The 20234-nt window shown below is 50.9% G+C and carries 20 protein-coding genes; 10 read left to right on the top strand and 10 right to left on the bottom strand.

The window, feature by feature from the left end; translation table 11 throughout:
- Positions 1–163: 163 nt before the first annotated feature.
- The 3 genes from guaA to L3556_RS01125 all read right to left on the bottom strand — a co-directional run bounded on the left by guaA (position 164) and on the right by L3556_RS01125 (position 2849).
- Entirely contained in the window at positions 164–1777 is a 1614-nt protein-coding gene (guaA, locus tag L3556_RS01135; protein ID WP_277865464.1) for a glutamine-hydrolyzing GMP synthase, read from the bottom strand.
- A 133-nt stretch (positions 1778–1910) separates the two neighbouring features.
- On the bottom strand, positions 1911–2561 hold the full coding sequence (locus L3556_RS01130) for an exopolysaccharide biosynthesis protein (RefSeq protein ID WP_277865463.1): 651 nt from the start codon (positions 2559–2561) through the stop codon (positions 1911–1913).
- A gap of 90 nt (positions 2562–2651) precedes the next feature.
- Positions 2652–2849: a ssl0294 family protein gene (locus L3556_RS01125; RefSeq protein WP_277865462.1), complete on the bottom strand. Its 198-nt coding sequence runs from the start codon at positions 2847–2849 to the stop codon at positions 2652–2654.
- A 254-nt stretch (positions 2850–3103) separates the two neighbouring features.
- On the opposite strand from L3556_RS01125, the gene L3556_RS01120 reads away from it, so the two are divergent.
- Together L3556_RS01120 and L3556_RS01115 are read left to right on the top strand one after the other, a co-directional pair.
- Positions 3104–4087, top strand: a complete 984-nt coding sequence (locus L3556_RS01120; protein ID WP_277865461.1) for an SDR family oxidoreductase — start codon at positions 3104–3106, stop codon at positions 4085–4087.
- 20 nt (positions 4088–4107) lie between these two features.
- Positions 4108–5067, top strand: a complete 960-nt coding sequence (locus tag L3556_RS01115) for an NAD(+) kinase (protein WP_277865770.1) — start codon at positions 4108–4110, stop codon at positions 5065–5067.
- Here the strand turns inward: L3556_RS01115 and L3556_RS01110 are convergent.
- The 5 genes from L3556_RS01110 to L3556_RS01090 all read right to left on the bottom strand — a co-directional run bounded on the left by L3556_RS01110 (position 5039) and on the right by L3556_RS01090 (position 10777).
- The gene (locus tag L3556_RS01110; RefSeq protein WP_277865460.1) at positions 5039–7483 is read right to left on the bottom strand and encodes a protelomerase family protein; all 2445 of its coding nucleotides are present in this window, start codon (positions 7481–7483) and stop codon (positions 5039–5041) included. The two genes, L3556_RS01115 and L3556_RS01110, sit on opposite strands and share 29 nt — an antisense overlap.
- Before the next feature lie 24 nt (positions 7484–7507).
- Entirely contained in the window at positions 7508–8245 is a 738-nt protein-coding gene (locus L3556_RS01105) for a hypothetical protein (RefSeq protein ID WP_277865459.1), read from the bottom strand.
- Between the two features lie 211 nt (positions 8246–8456).
- The gene (locus L3556_RS01100; RefSeq protein WP_277865458.1) at positions 8457–8816 is read right to left on the bottom strand and encodes a ribulose bisphosphate carboxylase small subunit; all 360 of its coding nucleotides are present in this window, start codon (positions 8814–8816) and stop codon (positions 8457–8459) included.
- 63 nt (positions 8817–8879) lie between these two features.
- Positions 8880–9281 carry a RuBisCO chaperone RbcX gene (gene rcbX / locus L3556_RS01095; RefSeq protein ID WP_277865457.1) on the bottom strand — a complete coding sequence of 134 codons (402 nt, stop codon included), beginning with the start codon at positions 9279–9281 and terminating at the stop codon, positions 8880–8882.
- Positions 9282–9352: 71 nt separating this feature from the next.
- Positions 9353–10777 (bottom strand): form I ribulose bisphosphate carboxylase large subunit, encoded by a 1425-nt coding sequence (locus tag L3556_RS01090; protein ID WP_277865456.1) that lies wholly within the window; start codon positions 10775–10777, stop codon positions 9353–9355.
- Positions 10778–11320: 543 nt separating this feature from the next.
- Between L3556_RS01090 and L3556_RS01085 the strand changes: the two genes are divergently transcribed.
- Positions 11321–11926 (top strand): L-threonylcarbamoyladenylate synthase, encoded by a 606-nt coding sequence (locus L3556_RS01085; RefSeq protein WP_277865455.1) that lies wholly within the window; start codon positions 11321–11323, stop codon positions 11924–11926.
- A gap of 39 nt (positions 11927–11965) precedes the next feature.
- Here L3556_RS01085 and folB read toward each other — a convergent pair whose 3' ends face one another.
- Complete coding sequence (gene folB / locus L3556_RS01080; protein ID WP_277865454.1) at positions 11966–12325, bottom strand: dihydroneopterin aldolase; 360 nt, start codon at positions 12323–12325, stop codon at positions 11966–11968.
- A gap of 251 nt (positions 12326–12576) precedes the next feature.
- On the opposite strand from folB, the gene rimP reads away from it, so the two are divergent.
- From rimP to L3556_RS01065, 3 genes are all read left to right on the top strand, one after another.
- Positions 12577–13044: a ribosome maturation factor RimP gene (rimP, locus tag L3556_RS01075; protein WP_277865453.1), complete on the top strand. Its 468-nt coding sequence runs from the start codon at positions 12577–12579 to the stop codon at positions 13042–13044.
- Between the two features lie 42 nt (positions 13045–13086).
- Positions 13087–14274: a transcription termination factor NusA gene (nusA, locus tag L3556_RS01070; RefSeq protein ID WP_277865452.1), complete on the top strand. Its 1188-nt coding sequence runs from the start codon at positions 13087–13089 to the stop codon at positions 14272–14274.
- A gap of 86 nt (positions 14275–14360) precedes the next feature.
- Entirely contained in the window at positions 14361–14606 is a 246-nt protein-coding gene (locus tag L3556_RS01065) for a YlxR family protein (protein ID WP_277865451.1), read from the top strand.
- Between the two features lie 271 nt (positions 14607–14877).
- Here the strand turns inward: L3556_RS01065 and L3556_RS01060 are convergent, their stop codons facing one another.
- On the bottom strand, positions 14878–15180 hold the full coding sequence (locus tag L3556_RS01060; protein WP_277865450.1) for a DUF3155 domain-containing protein: 303 nt from the start codon (positions 15178–15180) through the stop codon (positions 14878–14880).
- A gap of 291 nt (positions 15181–15471) precedes the next feature.
- On the opposite strand from L3556_RS01060, the gene L3556_RS01055 reads away from it, so the two are divergent.
- The 4 genes from L3556_RS01055 (at position 15472) to L3556_RS01040 (ending at position 20199) form a co-directional block, all read left to right on the top strand.
- Complete coding sequence (locus L3556_RS01055; RefSeq protein WP_277865449.1) at positions 15472–17103, top strand: CTP synthase; 1632 nt, start codon at positions 15472–15474, stop codon at positions 17101–17103.
- Positions 17104–17183: 80 nt separating this feature from the next.
- Complete coding sequence (locus tag L3556_RS01050) at positions 17184–18506, top strand: nucleotide sugar dehydrogenase (RefSeq protein ID WP_277865448.1); 1323 nt, start codon at positions 17184–17186, stop codon at positions 18504–18506.
- A complete protein-coding gene (locus L3556_RS01045) occupies positions 18503–19531 on the top strand; it encodes a Gfo/Idh/MocA family protein (RefSeq protein ID WP_277865447.1) in 1029 nt (342 codons plus the stop codon). Before L3556_RS01050 ends, L3556_RS01045 begins: the two co-directional genes overlap by 4 nt.
- Before the next feature lie 80 nt (positions 19532–19611).
- Positions 19612–20199, top strand: a complete 588-nt coding sequence (locus L3556_RS01040) for an acyltransferase (RefSeq protein ID WP_277865446.1) — start codon at positions 19612–19614, stop codon at positions 20197–20199.
- Positions 20200–20234: the final 35 nt, after the last annotated feature.

The following is a 20234-nucleotide window of genomic DNA, read 5'->3' as shown; positions in this document are numbered from 1 at the left end:
CAAGTGTTCCTAGGCCTAAATCTAGTCACAAAAACCAGATTCAGTGGGAATCGTACCATTGATAGCGGGGCCGTAGGGGCAGTTGTGAGAAACTGTAACAGTTCTTAGGGTTTTCCCTAGACCTTGACAACCTTGAGTTTATAAGATCAATGGTGACGGGCATTTATTCCCACTCAATGGTGCCGGGGGGCTTGGAGGTGATGTCATAGACCACCCGATTCACGCCGCGTACTTCATTGACAATCCGGTTAGACATGGTTTCCAGTAGTTCGTAGGGAACCCGAGACCAATCTGCGGTCATGCCATCTTCACTGGAGACCAACCGCAAAACAATGGGATAGGCGTAGGTGCGCTGATCCCCCATCACCCCAACGGTTCGCACGGGCAACAGCACCGCAAAGGCTTGCCAAAAGTCATGGTAACTATCGGCGCGGTTAATTTCCTGGCGAACAATAAAGTCGGCATCCCGGAGAATTTCTAGACGTTCCGGTGTTACTTCCCCCAAAATGCGAATGGCTAACCCTGGCCCGGGAAAGGGATGGCGGCGGACAATTTCTTCCGGTAGTCCCAGCGATCGCCCCACCTGTCGCACTTCATCCTTGAAGAGTTTCCGCAGGGGTTCCACCAGCTTAAACCGCAAATTATCAGGCAATCCGCCCACATTGTGATGGCTTTTGATTTTGACGGCTACCCGCTCCCCGGTTTGGGGATTCACATTGGTATTGGCAGACTCAATTACATCGGGATAGAGGGTGCCCTGGGCGAGGTAATCAAAGGGCCCCAGGCGTTGGGATTCGGTTTCAAAGACCTGAATAAATTCATGGCCGATGCGCTTCCGCTTTTCTTCGGGATCTGTCACTCCGGCGATCTGGGCTAAAAAGCGATCGCTGGCATCCACGTACTCCACATGAATATGAAACTGCTCTTGGAAAAGTTTAACCAGACGTTCCGGCTCCTGCTTCCGCATAAACCCCTGATCAATAAACATACAGGTGAGTCGATCGCCAATGGCACGATGGAGTAAAAACGCCAAGGTAGAGGAATCGACCCCGCCAGAGAGGGCCAATAATACTCGCTTATCCCCGACTTTTGCCCGCACTTCCCGAATTGCCTCTTCCACAAAGGCCTCGGTTGTCCAAGTGGGTTCACAGTCACAAATGTGATAGACAAAATTTCGCAGCAGAGCAATGCCCCCCACGGAATGCACGACTTCCGGGTGGAACTGGACACCGTAGAGCTTGCGATCGTGGTCGGCAATGGCGGCAATGTCTGTATTTGCCGTATGGGCTAAAATCTTAAACCCTGAAGGTAATGCCGTAACACTGTCGCCGTGACTCATCCACATCGTAGTCTCTTGATCCACATTGGTGAGTAAGTCCGTGGGATCATCAATAGCCAAGGCCGCTTTACCATATTCCCCAGCCGTGGCCTGTTCAACCGTCCCCCCTAGTTGTTGCACCATCAGTTGCATCCCGTAACAGACCCCTAAAATGGGAATGCCCAATTGCCACAGTCCCGGATCACAGAGGGGCGCGTGGGGTTCGTAGACGGAATTTGGCCCACCGGATAGAATAATGCCCTGGGGAGCTAATTGTTGCAGTTGCTCCACACTGGTGCGATAGGAAATAACCTCTGAGTAAACTTGGGTTTCCCGAATCCGGCGGGCAATTAATTCGGAATATTGGGAGCCAAAATCTAAAACAACAATTAACTGCCGTTGCAAGGAATTGCTGGATGGGTTGACAGTAGAGGTTTCGGCAAGGGTGGGCTGAGTCAAGGGACTATCCTTCAAGGTAGGGGCTAAAGCTATTCCTACTAGGATAATTGATTTCCCCTTGGGGTTGTAGCCCTAGCTCTAAACCACTGAAGCCCCCTCGGTTGTCCGAGGCTAAGGTTGTCCCAAGTTACGTTTAAGAGTGAATTAAACTCTGGAGCCAATCGATCAAACTCATGCCCCCCAGTGCTAACCCTAGGAGGATGGAGGAGGTTAATACTAACCCACATAAGCAAAGCATTAAGCCGCCCAGACTAATCACGCCGTCATCGTCTAGGAGGCCAAAGCCGGTGACAAAAATACCGATCGCCGGTAGGGTATTTGTGCCTGGAATTGGAATCATCATTGAAATAGCCATCAGAGCGATCGCCAGTCCAATAATAAATCGCCCCAAACCACTCTGACACACCGGCAACAACCGAGGCCGGGATACCCCTTCAATACGTCGCAGCCAGGGTAATCCCGCACGGGTTATTTTTTGTACCGTGCCGAGGGCGAGGGGACGCTTCAGAAATTTCTGGGGTAACCATGGGGTTTTTGCACCCATAATGAGTTGGACGGCCAGAACAAATAAAACAACTCCAAAGGGAATGGAGTAACCTGGGGCCGGTATCGGTAAAGCGGAAGGCAAGGCTAGAATCACGAACAAAAAGCCGAACACCCTCTCCCCTGCAAGTCCCAAGACATCCGACAAGCAAACTGAATCTTGACACACCGAATCTGGGGAAACCCCATGGGTGGGATCCGTTATAAAGGCACGCTCAAGTTCCCGCGAGAGTTGGGCCATCGCCACACCTAGGTAATGAAAGAAATTTTAATCAAACCTAACAATAGCCGAAAAAGGCTACCCCAACTCAGCTAAACTCTGATCCTTTGGCTATTCAATTTTGATCGACTGGGGGCCAGAGGTGGGGGGGTCTGACGGGGGAGGGGAAACCTCAACATTGCCATACTTTTCGAGCCATTCGCTCACGGGCTTTTGATCTAAGCTGAGACCGAGTAGACCAGAGACAAACCCCCCCATAAATGCAACGGGCTTATGGGTGAGTTCCTTCATTAGGGGAGAGAGTTCCATCAAAAACATGCTAGAGCCACCACATTGATCTACGGCACATTATTACACATCGCCCCTGAGACAGTCCCTTCCCCCTGCAACAGTCCTGACCAGACCTCTCTAGGCAAGATGATGGGGTAGGCAAGAAAGACTTATGACGATGCTTAACACGCTGAGGTTAACACTCTGGAACCTGATCTTAAGGAAAAAAGGCGAATCCGGATGTAATTCTGATAAAGTATTACAAAAGTTAAGATTTATGATCAGAGATTTTCATGACGTTATTGGTTGTTGGTGCTACTGGAACCTTGGGACGGCAGATTGTTCGTCGGGGCCTAGATCAAGGTCATGCTGTCACCTGTTTAGTCCGAAGTTTACGCAAAGCAACCTTTTTAAGGGAATGGGGAGCCACCCTGGTTCAAGGTGATTTATGTCAACCTGACACCCTAGGCACGGCCCTAGAGGGGGTAACGACCCTCATTGATGCGGCCACCACTCGTCCCACCGATAGCCGTAGTATTAAGGCGGTGGACTGGCAGGGCAAACTGAATCTGATCAATGCCAGTAAGGCCGCTGGGGTCGAGCATTACCTTTTTTTCTCGATTATGGGGTCGGAGCTATACCCCCATGTGCCCCTGATGGATATTAAGAATTGTACAGAGCAATTTCTGGCTGAATCGGGTCTACCCTATACAATTTTGCGGCCCTGTGGCTTTTTCCAAGGATTAATTGGCCAATATGCGATTCCCATTTTGGAAAATCAAGCAGTGTGGGTGATGGGAGAAGCTACGGCGATCGCCTATATGGATACCCAGGATGTGGCTCGATTTGCCATCGCCGGAGTTGATCGGCCGGATATTTTAGGGCGTACCTTTGATCTGGCAGGGCCCAAATCCTGGAGTCCGGAACAAATTATTGCACTGTGTGAGCGGCTATCGGGTCAGCAAGCTAAAATCACCCGGATGCCCATTGGTCTTCTCCGCACCGCCCGGAATATCACTCAATTTTTTGAATGGGGCTGGAATATTGCCGATCGCCTGGCCTTTACCGAAGTCATTTCCAGCGGAAAAGCTTTGGATGCCTCCATGGATGAAGTGTATGCGGCCTTTGGTTTAGATAGCCAAGAAACCCTTACCCTAGAAGCTTATATGCAGGACTATTTCAACCGTATTCTCCGTAAACTAAAAGAACTAGACTACGAAAAAAATAAACAAAAGAAAAAGTCACGGAAACGGAGTCCATTCAAATCGGCTCCCTAGAGATGGAGCGAGGGGCAACGATTGTGAAGGCAGGAATCATTTATAACGAATCCAAGGATTTGGCCTGTGATTTAGCAGAGCAGGTGCAGAAAACCCTAGAAGCTCAAGGCTGGCAGGTGTCTGTTGCTACGGGCATTGGCGGAATATTAGGCTACTCCCGGCCCGATAGCCCCGTATGTCATACGCCCATTGATCGGTTGACCCCCCCTGGCTTTCAGGACGATATAAAGTTTGCCCTGGTCTTGGGGGGAGATGGTACAGTTCTTTCTGCCTTTCGCCAACTAGCCCCCTGCGGTATCCCCCTTTTAACGATTAATACGGGGCATTTGGGATTTCTCACGGAAGGCTACGCCCAAGAACTGGATATGGCCCTGAAACAAGTGTTGTTGGGCAACTACACAATTGAAAATCGCACCATGTTGACGGTGCAAGTGCTGCGGGATGATACGGCGATTTGGGAAGCCCTCTCCCTCAATGAAATGGTCTTACACAAAGAACCCTTGACGGGAATGTGCCATTTTGAAGTGGATGTGGGCCACCATGCCCGGGTTGATATTGCCGCTGATGGTTTGATTTTATCCACGCCGACGGGATCAACAGCCTATGCGCTGTCGGCAGGGGGCCCCGTGATTACTCCAGGGGTATCAGCCTTGCAGCTAGTGCCCATTTGTCCCCATTCTCTGGCTTCTCGGGCCCTCGTCTTTGCCAATACGGAACCGGTGCGTATTTATCCCGCCAATCCCTTTAGGCATTTAGTGATGGTTGTGGATGGCAATGCTGGCTGTTATATTCAACCCCAAGATCAGGTCTTAGTCCAACAGTCTCCCTACTCGGCCCGGTTTATCCGGTTGCGATCGCCGGAATTTTTCCACGTTTTACGGCAAAAGTTGGGGTGGGGACTCCCCCACATGGCCAAACCCCGGCCCGAGGAACGACTAGGAAAACCAACAACTAATCCGTTAGGCAAATATAATCCGTAATTCTGTGATTATTCTTGGTATGAACCCCATTATGGCGGGGAGATAGCCCATGCTTCCGGTAATGTTCATCTAGGTCGTCCTGCCGAGCATTCATCACAGGTGTAATTTTTCGCTGAGAATTTTTACCAATCGTTGCTAATAGATCCTTCATCACTGGATAGGACATTACCCACTTTTCGCCATGCGATCGCCCAGGGGCATCATTGTAAGCCATGACCACATCAAAGGCCCTGACCACATCGGGATCAATGATGGAGGATGGACTATTCGCCCCATTCGCTTTTTCATCGGTGTTGGCTTCCTGGGTACGTTCAAATTCCACACCATCTTGGTTTTGCTCCTTGATTTCTTCCCTTTCACTAGACTCAGGCTTTTCATCGGTTTCAGAGGATTCAGAGAGGTTATCTTGAGTAGACCCCCTATTCATCAACCGAGCAATAATATTCAGTAACTCTTGGGGGTTATCTAGGGTTGACCGCAACTGGGCCACCTCTACCCTTAGTCGTTCATTCTCCAGTTCCAGGGCATTCATATCCGGGAATTCAGGGGGTGCCTGAGCTTCCAGCCGCCCGATCAAACGTTTCTGTTCCGCCTGCATTTCCAGAATATGGCTTTCCAGACCCTTTACCTGGGTGTTGAGGGAATGAATCATTTCCACGGCCTTCGCCAGAGCGACCATGCCGATTTCTGCCCCATTCTGCTGCTTTTCTCCCTCAGAGGGACGCTGAGAATTAGGAACATGATTACTAGGACTAGGATGTGCTGCTGCGGTTTGATCCTGCGGCGATGTCGTTGCTCGTTTTAAGTCATCTTTCCCATCCTTCCCTATATCCCCATTCCCTGAAAGGGTTTGATCGGTCTTTGTCATCCCCTTTGGCACAGAAAAATCAATATCGACTTGATCGGTTTTGCTAGGGGCACAGGCAAGGTAAAGCAAGGATAGGTTGTTGGCATCCACCTGAATCAGATCACCAAAGGCGAGATTACAGGCCCCTTGCATATCCGCCCCATTCTCCGGTGGTAATTGTCGAAACTTTGAGATGGAGGGCATCAACTGTTGAATAAGGGTTGTGACGATCTCTTCATCTACTAGAAGACCATAGAGTCCATGGGGTTCAATATTGCCATGAAGTAACCGATCTAGCGATAGTCCCGTGAGAACCTGAAGGGCGATCGCCCGTTGTACCCAGGTTCCCGATAAAAGACGGGCCGACCGCGAGAGAATCGCATTCCGAGTTTTGTTCATCTTGGGATTCCCCTTGCGGCTCCTGGGTATGGCTGGTTCCTTGGCCGGTTGAGGGATAGGTTCTACTTCAGCGACATCAGCGTCGGCCGTCTGCCCCACTGGTTCCACCCCATCCACTGTCCCTGGGATACGAAAAGCCTCAATCACCTCTATGCCTGGCTCAGAGAGACGAACCCCCTTGGCCCCGCCGTAGCGTTGAATGGCTTCCTGGCCAATTTCATATTTCAGATAATTAAGAGCTGCTCCCACCTTTCCCGCCAGGGGAGTATGGCCATTAATTGCCCGAATAAAGGCCGGTTCCTTCACCCCAGGGGGACAAAACCAAAAATAGGCAATGGCATCATAGACCGCCCGGAGATGCTGGGGGGTGGGAATGGGTACGACCCCTGTAAAGAGATCGACCACCCGATCCCTCAGTTTATTTTGCTCCGTCTGGATCATATTATCCGTTGAATAATCACTGAAGTCGTGGAGCGTCCTTAAAATCTGAAATCCCTTCAGAACGACTCTGCCTTCCACCAGGGTAGGCATTTCGTAGATCCGCTCATTTCCCCGTGTTTTCGCCTGTCCTGCCACCAAGCGCACCGTATATTGACTATGGCCAGACTCGAGGACGGCATCCCGTAGCACTTCCACGGGGCGTAGTCCAGTCACTAGAGAGAGACTTGCCGCAATATCTAGATAAAAACAGCTTTGATCGGGATCCCCATAGGCAGCGATCGCCCCCTCTAAAATCTCCCGTCCCCGCTGGACTATGCCATCCGGATCCGTGAGGACTAAATCAGGAGAGGGATTATTCAAAATCTTCTCTAGGGCTGCATCCTGATCTGCTCGATTTTTCCGTTTAATCTCAATGGGCACATCCACCAACAGGCAAGCAATGGGGTCAAGGCGTTGATCCGATCGCTGATAGCTATTTTCAGGATTTAAGCGGCCCGACTCAGGGGAAAAATGGAAACGGATCGCCCGATGGAGCATCGTAAAGTAGTTTTTAACACTGGATGGACTGACCCGTTGTAGCATAGCGTCCGTGAGTCGATCCCTCAGGGCCAACATCTTGCCATCATCGGCACGGGTTAGCCCCTCCAATTCCACCAAGGCCTCATTGATGAGCTTGACTGCCCAGGGAGGAGGTTTTCGCGTTTGTCCCCACGTCTCAAGCCAATCCATTTCCTGACCCAGACTAATTAGACTTTAGACTCCGGGCGATCTCCGTTGCTGCTGATCTAAGCGATGCAGTTCCCCTAGGGCAGCCCGCCGTACTAAGTCTTCGGATTCTGTTCCTAAAAAGAGGTACAGAGCTTCTTGCACCATCTGGCTATCGGCCGTATCTAGGGAGAGTCGGGACAGTTGTCGTATCGCCACTAATCGCCGTAGCGGGTCTGGATCACTTAAGTCCGTCAGACATTGATCAAACTGATTTAGGCGTTGTTGTTCCTGTCGTTGCCACACCAATAGGCCCAGTAGGGCCACCGCGATGGATAGAATGCCTCCCTCCAGCACTAGACCCATACCTAACCAGGAATTGGGGGATTCTTTCCAGATTCCCGTTGCCACGTAGGTTCCCAAACTGGCGATCGCCCCAGCAGCCATGGCTAGGAATAGGGGATGGGCAAGAATTTTTTGGGACGAAACCAGCACGTTGAGGAGTTTTTGCCAGTTTTGCCGTTGTAGTTGGGTGATCAACAGAATCGTGCCCATGCCACTCAGGGTTGCCAGCCATAATTGCCAGTCCAGTTGCCAGAGAATTAGACCCAAGGGCAGGGCGATCGCGCCAATCCGGGCCCGTTTAGATAGCTTAGGTTTAGATAGCTTCAGTCGGCCCCGTCGCCGCCGCGAGGTTGAGGCACCAGCGAAAGACGACAGCCTTGATTGCCCGTCCCGTAGCCATGTTTGCCAGGGGTATGATCGATTAGAGAATGCGCGGGTCACAATAGACTCATCATTTTAGATCACGTTTACCTGTACCTCACTATAGAGCAGGGAAACAGAACAGAGCAAACCCATTACTGCAAAAATCCAAAAAAAGGGGTAAGTTACCCTACCCCTCGGATCATAATGTCCCAATCAAGATGACAAAATCAATCGTAATCAAGCGATGAGAATCGATCGTGATTACTCCGTCACCATCATTAGTAGCGCACTAGTAGCGGTAGCCACTATACCCACCGGTGTTTGTTTGATTCGGCTTGTGAACAATGAAGCTCATCACCTGACACTGTTTAATATTGTCAAAGGCAACCACCCGGATGTAGCAGTCGGGGTACTCGGAACGGCACTGTTGTACTTCATTCAGAACCTCCTGGGGGCCACTACAGTTGAACAGGGGTAACTTCCACATCGTCCAGTAGTAGATTTCAGCATCAGAGTTTTCATTAAACTCCACGCAGGGGTGGTAGCCCTGTTCGATGGTGTACTGAATTTGCCGAGCAATTTGGGCATCACTCAGGGGAGGTAAATAGGAGAAGGTTTCGTAACGACGCTCTTTGGGCAGAGTTTTCATAGTATCCTCATTAATTTTGCAATTGGGTCAGTCTGGGTCAGTCAGAGTTATCAGAATCAAACCCTATAGGGCTGAGTCTTCAGCCGCCTGGGGTGGGGGTTGGGGATGGGCTTCCGGTTCGGTGGCCGTCACCTGGGTCATGCGCTCCAGTTGTTGACATCGTTGCTGCATATTGGCCTGTTGGATACCCGTTCGCAGCATTTCCGGCAAGTAGTCCGCCACCAGATCACCCATGTGTTCCCGAACGGTCAAAATCCGAAAGGCTAGATCCTGCTGTTCCTGAAAGAGATCGTGTAAATAACGTTCCCCATCCTGTACCTTGCTGGGGGTTGAGAACCGTTGCAACCAGAGCGATCGCGGTGGATCTGTTTCCGCCAACTGGGCAATGACCGTGCGAACAGCTTGATAGGTGAGATAGCTGATCAGGGTTTTGACCGTTTCCTTGGCTATGTACTTGACATCCATAGGGATCCTAGGGACCAACGTGGGTGAGGAAGAACCGTTAAATTCTCCCTATTCAACCCCATCCCTGTCATCTAGATGGTGTCTTGGGCTTCAAACTCGAACTTGATTTCTTTCCAAAGTTCGCAAGCCGTTGCCAATTCAGGACTCCAGCGGCAGGCCTCCCGAATAATGTCGCCACCTTCACGCATCAAGTCGCGGCCTTCGTTACGGGCTTGGACACAGGCTTCAAGGGCAACCCGGTTGGCTGTTGCACCTGGTGCATTCCCCCAGGGGTGTCCCAAGGTTCCACCACCAAATTGCAGCACCGAATCATCCCCAAAGATTTCCACGAGGGCGGGCATGTGCCATACGTGGATCCCACCGGAAGCCACGGCCATGACACCACCCATGGAGGCCCAATCTTGGGTAAAGTACACACCCCGAGAGCGGTCTTGTTCGATGTAGTTTTCCCGCAACAGGTCGATGAAACCGAGGGTAATGGCTTTGTCGCCCTCTAGCTTACCGACAACGGTTCCGGTGTGAATGTGGTCACCCCCAGACATCCGTAAGCACTTGGCCAAGACCCGGAAGTGAATCCCGTGGTTTTTCTGGCGGTCAATTACCGCGTGCATCGCCCGGTGAATGTGCAAAAGAACGCCATTATCACGACACCAGTGGGCCAAGGTTGTGTTGGCGGTAAACCCACCGGTCAGGAAGTCATGCATGATGATGGGCATTTCCAGTTCTTTGGCGAACTCAGCCCGCTTCAGCATTTCTTCACAGGTGGCAGCAGTCACGTTCAGGTAGTGACCTTTAACTTCTCCCGTCTCGGCCTGGGCTTTATGAATCGCATCGGCTACAAACAGGAAGCGATCGCGCCAGCGTTGGAAGGGTTGGGAGTTAATGTTTTCGTCGTCTTTGGTGAAGTCTAAGCCCCCCCGCAGACATTCATAGACGGCCCGACCGTAGTTTTTAGCCGACAGGCCCAGTTTGGGTTTAATCGTACAACCCAATAGGGGACGACCGTATTTGTTGATTTTATCCCGCTCAACTTGAATCCCGTGGGGAGGGCCTTGGAAGGTTTTCAGGTAGGCAACGGGAATCCGCAAGTCTTCTAAGCGAAGGGCCTTCAGGGCTTTGAACCCGAACACGTTCCCAACCAAGGAGGTTAGGAGGTTGGTGACAGAGCCTTCCTCAAACAAATCCAGGGGATAGGCAATGTAGGCAATGAATTGATTGTCTTCACCGGCAACGGGTTCAATGTCGTAGCAGCGACCTTTGTAACGATCCAAGTCGGTGAGTAAATCGGTCCATACCGTCGTCCAGGTACCAGTGGAAGATTCAGCGGCCACGGCAGCAGCCGCTTCTTCAAAAGGAACACCGGGCTGGGGAGTGACCCGAAAAGCAGCCAAGATGTCGGTATCTTTGGGGGTGTAATCCGGCGTGTAGTAGGTGAGGCGATAGTCCTGCACCCCTGCCTTATACCCGCCTTTAGATTTTGATTGCGTATAGGACATAGACGTTTGTTCCTCTTGTTTCCTTTTGGTATTGATCGGCCCATCACAGCGATCGCCCGTTGGGCCGGTTCTGGGTTGGGTAAAATTCAACGCTACGATGCAACCAGTGGCGTTCCCGTGTAGTTCCAATCCTCGATCGTCTCTCGGGTCAATCGCGATAGTCGTAGATCGTATGCTTTTAGCATCAGCTTATCTGAAACCAAATGCAATAACCTTTGCTTTGAAGATTCTTAATGTTTATATAGGTTGGGGTTATCAATCTTGAGACTTATTTACATTAATTCAAATTCATCGGTGCAAAGGGGGTAATGTCATAGGTTTGACTAAATCGTGAAGTAATTTATACTATGATTTTATCAATGAACGTAATATGACTTAACCTTACCCCATCCATACCCATTAAAATCTATACTCATTAGATTTGTGTCAATTAGATTTATTTCTGGATGTATGGCAAATGGGTGTCGTTGGCTCGTTTTGACCCAAGCATCGATCTAAGCAAATTTTAGTCCCGTAAACAACGTTTTAACTATTTAACGATTCATGGCCGAAGTTTCCCTAGCTACCTTAGTTGCCGGACTCCGCTCTGGGGAGTGGTTGGCCAGTTTTCCTACGGATACGGTTCCCGCCTTGGCGGCCCGCTGCGATCGCGGTGAGTTAATTTTTACGGCTAAACAGCGACAGCCCGATAAACCCCTGATCCTTATGGCAGCAACAGCAGAGCAGCTATGGCCCTACGTCCAGGGTACGGCAAGGGACTGGAGCCACTGGAAAAACATCTGCGATCGCCATTGGCCGGGGCCCTTAACGGTGGTGTTACCCGCAGGAAAATTACCATCGGGATTAAATCCCCAGGACACCGGTACGGTGGGCCTACGAGTTCCCGATTGGCCCCTTGCCCGTTGCATTCTCCAACAAACGGGGCCCCTGGCCACCACCAGTGTGAATCGTTCTGGTCAGCCACCCCTATTGGATGTGGGGGCGATCGCCCAGGTCTTTCCCCAGGTACTAACCCTAGGTGCCTCAGCCTGGCGGAGCCCAGAGGGCCCAACCCAGCCGTCAACAGTCATTGCCTGGCAACGGGGCCGCTGGCAGGTTCTACGTCAGGGAGCCATAGCCCTGGGGGATATTGAACTTGAGGCGTTTTAGTTGGGGTTCGATTTAGGATTCGTTTTAGCTAGGATTTCGTTAGGGGCGAGAACGCTCCATTTCAATGGTAATTTGGCCTCCAAAGTCCGGTACCGGCGGTGCTATTTTAGTCACGCGCACCTTTACCCGCTGCACCTGATCCAAGTCTAGGCACAACTGAACCACTGCATCCGTTAAGCGTTCAATCAAACTAAAGCGAGCCGTCTGCACCAGGTCCTTAACTTGGCTTAAGAGGGGGCGGTAGTCCAGGGTATCCTCCAAACAATCCGTCTGGGCCGGTAGGGTTAAATCTAGACCCAGGACAATATCAATTTCAAACCACTGCCCTAGGGTCTGTTCTTCGGGCAGTGCGCCGGTGTAGCCATAGCAGCGAAGACCCGACAAGTGTAAGCTATCCATTCGATTTGTTTTTGTAGTGTTTTGTTTTTGCAGTGTGTCTTTTGGTAGTAGGCTTATCGCTCCTGGCATTTACGCCTTCGTGCCATAGGGTGGAAGGTAGTGCGTGGCAGGCAGTGCCATATTAGCCCAAATTCATCTGCCACCCTGAACAATGCTAGAAAAAATGCCTTAGGATGGAAAGGTATCGACAAAACGTAACATGTTTTGAGGTGGTGGGCAGTGACCCACTTTTTTTGTTTTTTTATTTCCCTATGGCCGATTCTTTCCTTCTCCCAATTGAAGACCTAGCCCGATCCCTCGCAGCGGATCTGGGTTTGGAACTGGTCGCCATTCATTTCCATCGTCACCACCATCCCCCCACCCTGCGGGTTGATGTACGCCATCCGACCCTGGATACGGGCCTGGAAGATTGTGAGCAGATGAGCCGGAATTTAGAAACCTGCTTGGATGAACAAGACCTGATTCCGGGGAACTACGTCCTAGAGGTGTCCAGTCCTGGCCTATCCGATGTGTTACAGAGCGATCTGGACTTCACCGTCTTTCGGGGATTTCCAATTTTGATTACCACCGCCGAACCCTTTCGTGGCAAAACCGCCTGGGAGGGTACCCTGATTCGACGGGATGAAGATGCCGTTTACCTCAACCAGAAGGGCCGCACGATCACCATCGCCCGATCCCTCGTCACCCAGGTGCAATTACAAACTCCATCCTCGGAGTGAATACTGTCCCCGGCCCACCTCAGCAGAACCTAAGGAGCACACATGAGTACCTATCGTCTTCCCGGCCTACGAGCCATGATCAATGAAATTAGTCAGGAACGAAACTTACCTAAAAATGCGGTGCGGGAAGCCCTCGAAGAAGCCCTGTTGAAAGGGTATGAACGATATCGTCGCAGTTTACGCTTGGATGAAACCCACTTTGAAGAAGATCACTTTATTAACTTTGAAGTGGAGTTAGATGTGGAGGAAGAAGGGTTTCGGGTTTTAGCGACAAAAACTATCGTAGAAGAAATAGATAACTCCGATCAGCAAATTGCCCTGGCAGATGTCATTGAAGTGGTCGAGGATGCCCAACTGGGGGATACGGTGGTTCTGGATGTCACCCCAGATCACCAGGAATTTGGCCGCATGGCCGCCATTCAAACCAAACAGGTTCTCTCCCAAAAGCTGCGCGATCAACAACGGCGAATTATTCAGGAAGAGTTCCATGAGTTGGAGGGAACGGTTCTCTTGGCCCGGGCCCTGCGCTTTGAGCGGCGATCGGTAATTATGGCCGTGCGTAGCGATATTGCCCAACCGGAAGTGGAAGCGGAATTACCGAAACGGGAACAACTGCCCAATGATAACTACCGGGCAAACTCCACCTTTAAGGTGTACCTGAAGCGGGTGAAGGATGGCCCCCAGCGTGGCCCCCAACTGGAAGTCTCCCGAGCAGATGCCGGATTAGTGGTGTATCTGTTTGCCAATGAAGTACCAGAAATTGAGGATGAAATTGTCCGCATTGTGGCGATCGCCCGGGAAGCCAATCCTCCCCACCATAAAGTGGGCCCGCGCACCAAAATTGCCGTGGATACCCTAGAGCGGGACGTGGATCCCGTCGGTGCCTGTATTGGGGCCCGTGGCTCCCGCATTCAAGCGGTGGTGAATGAACTGCGGGGTGAAAAAATTGATGTCATTCGTTGGTCGCCGGATCCCGCCACCTATATTGCTAACTCCCTTAGCCCGGCGCCGGTGGATGAAGTGCGTCTTATTAATACCGAGTCCCGGATTGTCCATGTCTTAGTAGCCACCGATAAGGTCTCCCAGGCGATCGGCAAAGAAGGCCAAAATGTCCGTCTTGCCACCCGTCTGACGGGCTGGAAAATTGAAGTGCGGGATAGCTCCAATTATGATCACGATGAAGAGGATCGGCAGGCAATGGCGGTGATGGAGGCGACATCGGCCCCTTAGGATTAGCCCCTTAGCTATCTTTGGCTCTGAAGATTAACCGCTTCAAAAAAAAACTAACGACCCTGACACCGGAGGATTGCCCTTCCATGCCCCCCCATACCCGTCGCTGCTTGGCCTGCCGGAAGCTTGGCCCTAAGTCAGAGTTTTGGCGGGTAGTGCGGATCTTTCCCTCCGGTGAAGTTGTTTTAGACCAGGGCATGGGGCGATCGGCCTACCTATGTCCCCACCCTGAATGTCTCCAAAAAGCAGAAAAGAAAAACCGCCTCGGGCGATCGCTCAAGGCAAAGATCCCAGCCCAAATCTACCAAACGCTCAAAAAACGTCTAGATTAATCATGTATAGCTGTCGCCTCTTTTCTTAGGACATTTTTGGTAGGGGGTGTGGGGGCTTCTCCCCCAGCCAGGGGTTCCACCCCTGCACCCCGTCCTAACCTAGGTGACGATAGCTATATTGGTTTTTTATTGATTTTTTTTGAACACCGCCGCGGATTTGCCCACCCATACCAAGGCACGACCAGGCCAGATTTCAAAAATCCAGCCTAGCCATCAACCTTAAATTTGCCTTAAAACTTAAAAATTCCTGTCCCACTCCTCACACTCTGTCTTAGCGACCAGCGGGAACTTTCTCCTCGGCTAAGTCTCTCAAGCTCGGGAACAGAAAATGATTTTCCTCGACATACTGGGCACCAAATAATCCCTTTTCAGCCCAGAAGTACCGATCCGTAGTATGCTCATTTCGTTTGACTAACAAAAGAGCGGGAGGTGCGATTCCCTTTGACTGGATGAATTTTCGAGCCGCCGTCACTGGCTTATCTTCACCGCTGTCAATGCTAAACTGAGGCACGCACTCCAGGATCCTGCGACCTTCTAGACGACGACGACTTTTACGCTTGCGCCTTCTCGCCAAGTTGCCTTACCTCCTTTTTTTGGTATGCAATTGTTGCCAGAAATACAAAATTCGCCCTTTAGTATATCTGTTTGAATCTTGGATCTCAATCTTTCTTAACTTATCGAAAGATTTGCGGCGGACTTAGGGATTGTTACTCTTTCCACAATATTTAATGGAGCCGAGAATCCTATTTTCCTAGTCCCTAACCCAATAATAGCTAAAATGGAATGGATCAAGCCCGCCCCAAGGGATAGAGTGTGAGATTTTATTACTGTGGTAAAAATTAGTAAATTCCTTTATGACTAATTTATGACTAAATTTGTATTTGTCACTGGCGGCGTTGTTTCTAGTATTGGTAAGGGGATTGTGGCCGCGAGCTTAGGACGGTTACTCAAATCCCGTCAATACTCTGTCTCCATCCTCAAGTTAGACCCCTACATTAATGTGGATCCGGGCACGATGAGTCCCTTCCAGCATGGGGAGGTGTTTGTTACGGATGATGGCGCGGAAACGGATCTTGACCTGGGCCATTACGAACGGTTTACGGATACGGCCATGTCCCGGCTCAATAGCGTGACCACAGGCTCCATTTATCAAGCGGTGATCAACAAGGAACGGCGCGGCGACTATATGGGGGGAACAGTTCAAGTGATTCCCCATATCACCAATGAAATTAAAGTCCGTATTCTCCGGGTGGCCAAGGACAAAAACCCGGATGTGGTGATTATTGAAATTGGCGGCACGGTGGGGGATATTGAATCCTTACCTTTTTTAGAGGCGATTCGTCAGTTTCGCACGGAGGTGGGGCGGCAAAATCTGATTTATATGCACGTCACCCTAGTGCCTTGGATTCCATCCGCCGGCGAAATGAAAACAAAACCCACCCAGCACTCCGTTAAGGAACTGCGTTCCATTGGTATTCAGCCGGATATTTTAATCTGCCGCTGCGATCGCCCCCTCCATCCCGGTATTAAGGAGAAAATGTCTCGCTTCTGTGATGTGCCGGTAGAATGCGTTATTCCCGCCCCCGATGCCAAAAGCATCTATGAGGTTCCGATTCTGTTGGAGCGGGAGGGGTTAGCCCACCAAGTTCTTACCCTCCTGAATTTGGAACAACGCCCCCCGGATCTAAATCAGTGGCAGTCTTTGGTGGAGCGGCTTTATCGTCCCCAGGAACGGCTAGAAATCGCCATTGTCGGCAAGTATGTGCGCCTAAATGATGCCTATCTCTCCGTCGTTGAAGCTCTGCGCCATGGGGCGATCGCCCTGGGGAGTGATCTGCATATTCGCTGGATCAATTCTGAAGATATTGAAGCCAATGGAGCCGCAGCCTATCTTGAGCAGGTGGCCGGCATTATTGTCCCTGGGGGCTTTGGGATTCGTGGGGTGGATGGCAAAATTGCCGCCATTCAGTATGCGCGGGAGCAACGGATTCCATTTTTAGGCCTGTGCCTGGGGATGCAATGCTGTGTCATTGAGTGGGCCCGCCATTTGGCAGGGTTGGAGAATGCTCATAGTGCGGAATTTGAAACCAATAGCCAAAATCCAGTGATTCATTTGCTGCCGGAACAACAGGACATTATTGATCTGGGGGGAACGATGCGCCTGGGTCTCTATGCCTGCCGCATTTTGCCCGGAAGTCTGGCGGAACGGCTCTACGGCGAATCGGTCATTTATGAACGCCACCGCCATCGCTATGAATTCAATAATGCTTACCGTAGTCTTTTTCTAGAAACGGGCTATCAAATTAGTGGCACCTCCCCCGATGGTCGCCTAGTTGAAATCATTGAATATCCCGATCATCCTTTCTTTATCGCCGTCCAGTTCCACCCCGAGTTTCGCTCTCGACCCAATGTCCCCCATCCCCTCTTTCAGGGTCTCCTAGAGGCAAGTCGTACCCACCTACAACGCCGTGAAGCCGAGGTTTCTGTCCCCCTCTAGGGCCAATTCGCCGGCGGCACTAATGATAAACTTTTCTTAGTCAATAAAAACAAGCGATAAAAATAAACGAGTGAACCTGAATGGCAATGTCAGCCTTTGATGCCCTGTGTGAAAAAATTCTCAATCGTCAGGCGATCGTTGGTGTAGTCGGCCTGGGCTATGTGGGACTCCCTTTTGCGGTAGAAAAAGCGAAGGTGGGCTTCCATGTGATTGGTATTGAGCAAAACCCGAAGCGAGCCGAAAAGGTGAATCGGGGTGAGAACTATATCAAAGATGTCTCTGATACCGAACTCCGAGATCTAGTGCAGGAGGGATTTATTGAGGCCGTCGTTGGGTTTGAGCGTGTTAAGGAAGCGGATATTGTTGTCATTTGTGTGCCCACACCCCTGAGCAAAAACCTAACTCCCGATCTGAGTTATGTGGAAGGAGTAACGCGCAATCTGGCGGCCCATCTACGACCAGGGCAACTGATTTCCCTGGAATCCACCACCTATCCCGGCACGACGGATGAGGTTCTCCGGCCGATTTTGGAGGAAACCAGTGGTCTGCGCTGTGGCAATGATTTTTTCCTAGCCCATTCGCCGGAGCGGGTGGATCCGGGTAACCAACGCTACACCACGAAAAATACGAACAAGATTGTGGGTGCGTCCGATGATCTGTCGCGGCAAGCGGCGATTCTGTTCTATCGAGAAACGATTTTAGATGTGGTTCCGGTCAGCAGTGCCAAGGCCGCTGAGTTGGTGAAGGTGTTTGAAAACACATTTCGAGCGGTGAATATTGCCCTCGTGAATGAGCTTTTACTCCTGTGCGATCGCCTCGACTTAAATGTCTGGGAGGTTTTGGATGCGGCCAATACCAAGCCCTTTGGGATTATGCCCTTTTATCCGGGTCCGGGGGTGGGGGGACATTGCATTCCCCTGGATCCCCACTATTTGGAATGGAAAGCCAAGGAATATAACTTTGAAACCCATTTTATTGCCCTTGCCGGTGAAATTAATCGTCGTATGCCAGAATTTGTGCGGGAAAAGGCCTGGCGGGTTCTCAATCGGGTGGGGTTGGCCCCCTCGCGATCGCGGGTGTTAATTTTAGGAATTACCTACAAAAAAGATTTAGATGATTGGCGCGAATCCCCGGCCGTTGATATTTTGCAGTTACTTCAGCAGGATGGAGCCAGGGTGGATTATTACGACCCCTATATTCCTGAAATTCATCTGAAGGGGCAAATCCTCCGATCTGTGGAGTTTACGGCTGCGGCGATCGCCCAGGCAAATTTAGTGCTGATTGCCACAGATCATAGTCAAGTGGATTATGGATTTGTGATCTACCATGCCCAGGCAATTTTAGATACCCGTGGTGTTACTCGCCGATTGCCGGATGCCGATCAAAAAGTGACCCTGCTATGACGACCAGTACTTCTAATCGTCCAGATAGTCCTGAGAACCATCCTGAAGTCGATAGCAACAGAACTCATCCCGGCAAGACTGTGGACAAGAATGTGATCGTCGTCGGGGCCGGGGCCTGGGGCAAAAATCTGGTTCGTAATTTTCATGATCTCAATGCCCTTGCCGGGGTGGTGGAACTCAATCCAAGCCTACGGCAGCAACTTGCCGAGCAGTACCCCGATCTACCCCTCTATGCAAACTATGAAGATGCCCTAGGGACAGAGGTGCCGGCGATCGTCATTGCTACGCCTGCCCCCAGCCATTACCCCCTAGCCTTGGCGGCCCTGAAGGCGGGTAAGGATGTGTTTGTGGAAAAACCCATGACCTTGGAACGGGAGCAGGCCCAGGAGTTGGCCACCCTAGCGGATCAGCGGGGGCAGATTTTAATGGTGGGGCATTTACTCCTCTATCAACCGGCGATTACCTGGATCCAGGATTACCTCAACTCTGGCCAGGCCGGGGCCCTATGGCATGTGGCCACTCGACGCTTGAAGTTAGGAAGGGTACGCCAGCAGGAAAATGTCTGGTGGTCCTTTGCCCCCCACGATCTCGCTGTGATTTTAGCTCTCTTGAATCAACCGGCGATCGCCGAGGTTCAGGCCCATGGCCGCACCTTTTTACAGCCAGGAATTGCCGATACGGTTCAAGCCAATTTAACCTTTGCCACGGGACAGACCGCGGCCCTCCATTGCTCCTGGTATTGGCCCCTCGTAGAGCGCAGTACGGTTGTGGTGACGGAAAAACAAATGATTGTCTACGATGAGGTGGCCCAAACCGTTACGATTCACCATAAATTTGTGGATCAGGCCTTGCAGCAGTGTGATGGCGGCACGGAGGTGATTGACATTGCCCACAGTCAGCCCTTAAAGCTAGAATGCCAGCATTTTCTGGACTGTCTTGCTAGTCGTCAGCCACCCCGATCCGATGGTTGGCAGGGAGTGGCCGTCGTGGATATTTTGGCCCAAGTTCAACAGTTTTTGAGTTAAAGGTAAAGATTTTTGGATCAAGGTTAAATGATTGTCAGCGAGTGTAGGTTAAATTAAAACTAGATTCAATTAAATTTTGTATGACCCAACCCGACTACTTTGCCCATGAATCTGCCTATATTGATGCCGGTGCAACCATTGGTGAAGGTACAAAAATTTGGCATTTTTCCCATGTGATGGCCACCGCTAAAATTGGCGATCGCTGCATTATTGGTCAGAATGTTTTCGTCGGCGATCGGGTCGTGATTGGCAACCATTGCAAAATTCAAAATAATGTTTCCCTCTATGAGGGGGTCATCCTGGAAGACTATGTGTTTTGTGGCCCCAGTATGGTTTTTACCAACGTGAAAACGCCGCGCTGTGAATTTCCCCGCAATACCAGTGCCGACTACCACCCGACTCGGATTAAACGGGGATCCAGTATTGGTGCCAATGCCACAATTGTCTGTGGAATTACGCTCCATGAGTGCGCCTTTGTGGCGGCCGGGGCGGTGGTCACTAAAGATGTCCCTAGCTTTGCCCTAGTGGCGGGAGTCCCTGCCAAAATTATTGGTTGGATGAGTGCCGTGGGGGATATCCTAACCTTTGATGCCCAAGGGGTGGCGATCGATTCTTTGGGGCATATTTATGAACAGGTTAACTCCCTTGAAGTACGACGATGTTCCTGAAATATTAAATCAGGGATGACACTTGGAATCCTCCT

The organism is Candidatus Synechococcus calcipolaris G9 (assembly GCF_029582805.1).
Lineage (GTDB): Bacteria > Cyanobacteriota > Cyanobacteriia > Thermosynechococcales > Thermosynechococcaceae > Synechococcus_F > Synechococcus_F calcipolaris.
Note: the sequence above shows the minus strand (reverse complement) of the source record. Positions and strands in the feature narration are given on the sequence as shown.

Bases quoted from the DNA above. Each gene is read 5' to 3' on its own strand.
- L3556_RS01130 (WP_277865463.1), bottom strand. From the start codon at position 2,561: ATGGCCCAACTCTCGCGGGAACTTGAGCGTGCCTTTATAACGGATCCC.
- L3556_RS01125 (WP_277865462.1), bottom strand. From the start codon at position 2,849: ATGGAACTCTCTCCCCTAATGAAGGAACTCACCCATAAGCCCGTTGCA.
- L3556_RS01120 (WP_277865461.1), top strand. From the start codon at position 3,104: ATGACGTTATTGGTTGTTGGTGCTACTGGAACCTTGGGACGGCAGATT.
- L3556_RS01110 (WP_277865460.1), bottom strand. From the start codon at position 7,483: ATGGATTGGCTTGAGACGTGGGGACAAACGCGAAAACCTCCTCCCTGG.
- L3556_RS01100 (WP_277865458.1), bottom strand. From the start codon at position 8,816: ATGAAAACTCTGCCCAAAGAGCGTCGTTACGAAACCTTCTCCTATTTA.
- rcbX (WP_277865457.1), bottom strand. From the start codon at position 9,281: ATGGATGTCAAGTACATAGCCAAGGAAACGGTCAAAACCCTGATCAGC.
- L3556_RS01090 (WP_277865456.1), bottom strand. From the start codon at position 10,777: ATGTCCTATACGCAATCAAAATCTAAAGGCGGGTATAAGGCAGGGGTG.
- L3556_RS01085 (WP_277865455.1), top strand. From the start codon at position 11,321: ATGGCCGAAGTTTCCCTAGCTACCTTAGTTGCCGGACTCCGCTCTGGG.
- folB (WP_277865454.1), bottom strand. From the start codon at position 12,325: ATGGATAGCTTACACTTGTCGGGTCTTCGCTGCTATGGCTACACCGGC.
- rimP (WP_277865453.1), top strand. From the start codon at position 12,577: ATGGCCGATTCTTTCCTTCTCCCAATTGAAGACCTAGCCCGATCCCTC.
- nusA (WP_277865452.1), top strand. From the start codon at position 13,087: ATGAGTACCTATCGTCTTCCCGGCCTACGAGCCATGATCAATGAAATT.
- L3556_RS01065 (WP_277865451.1), top strand. From the start codon at position 14,361: ATGCCCCCCCATACCCGTCGCTGCTTGGCCTGCCGGAAGCTTGGCCCT.
- L3556_RS01055 (WP_277865449.1), top strand. From the start codon at position 15,472: ATGACTAAATTTGTATTTGTCACTGGCGGCGTTGTTTCTAGTATTGGT.
- L3556_RS01050 (WP_277865448.1), top strand. From the start codon at position 17,184: ATGGCAATGTCAGCCTTTGATGCCCTGTGTGAAAAAATTCTCAATCGT.
- L3556_RS01045 (WP_277865447.1), top strand. From the start codon at position 18,503: ATGACGACCAGTACTTCTAATCGTCCAGATAGTCCTGAGAACCATCCT.
- L3556_RS01040 (WP_277865446.1), top strand. From the start codon at position 19,612: ATGACCCAACCCGACTACTTTGCCCATGAATCTGCCTATATTGATGCC.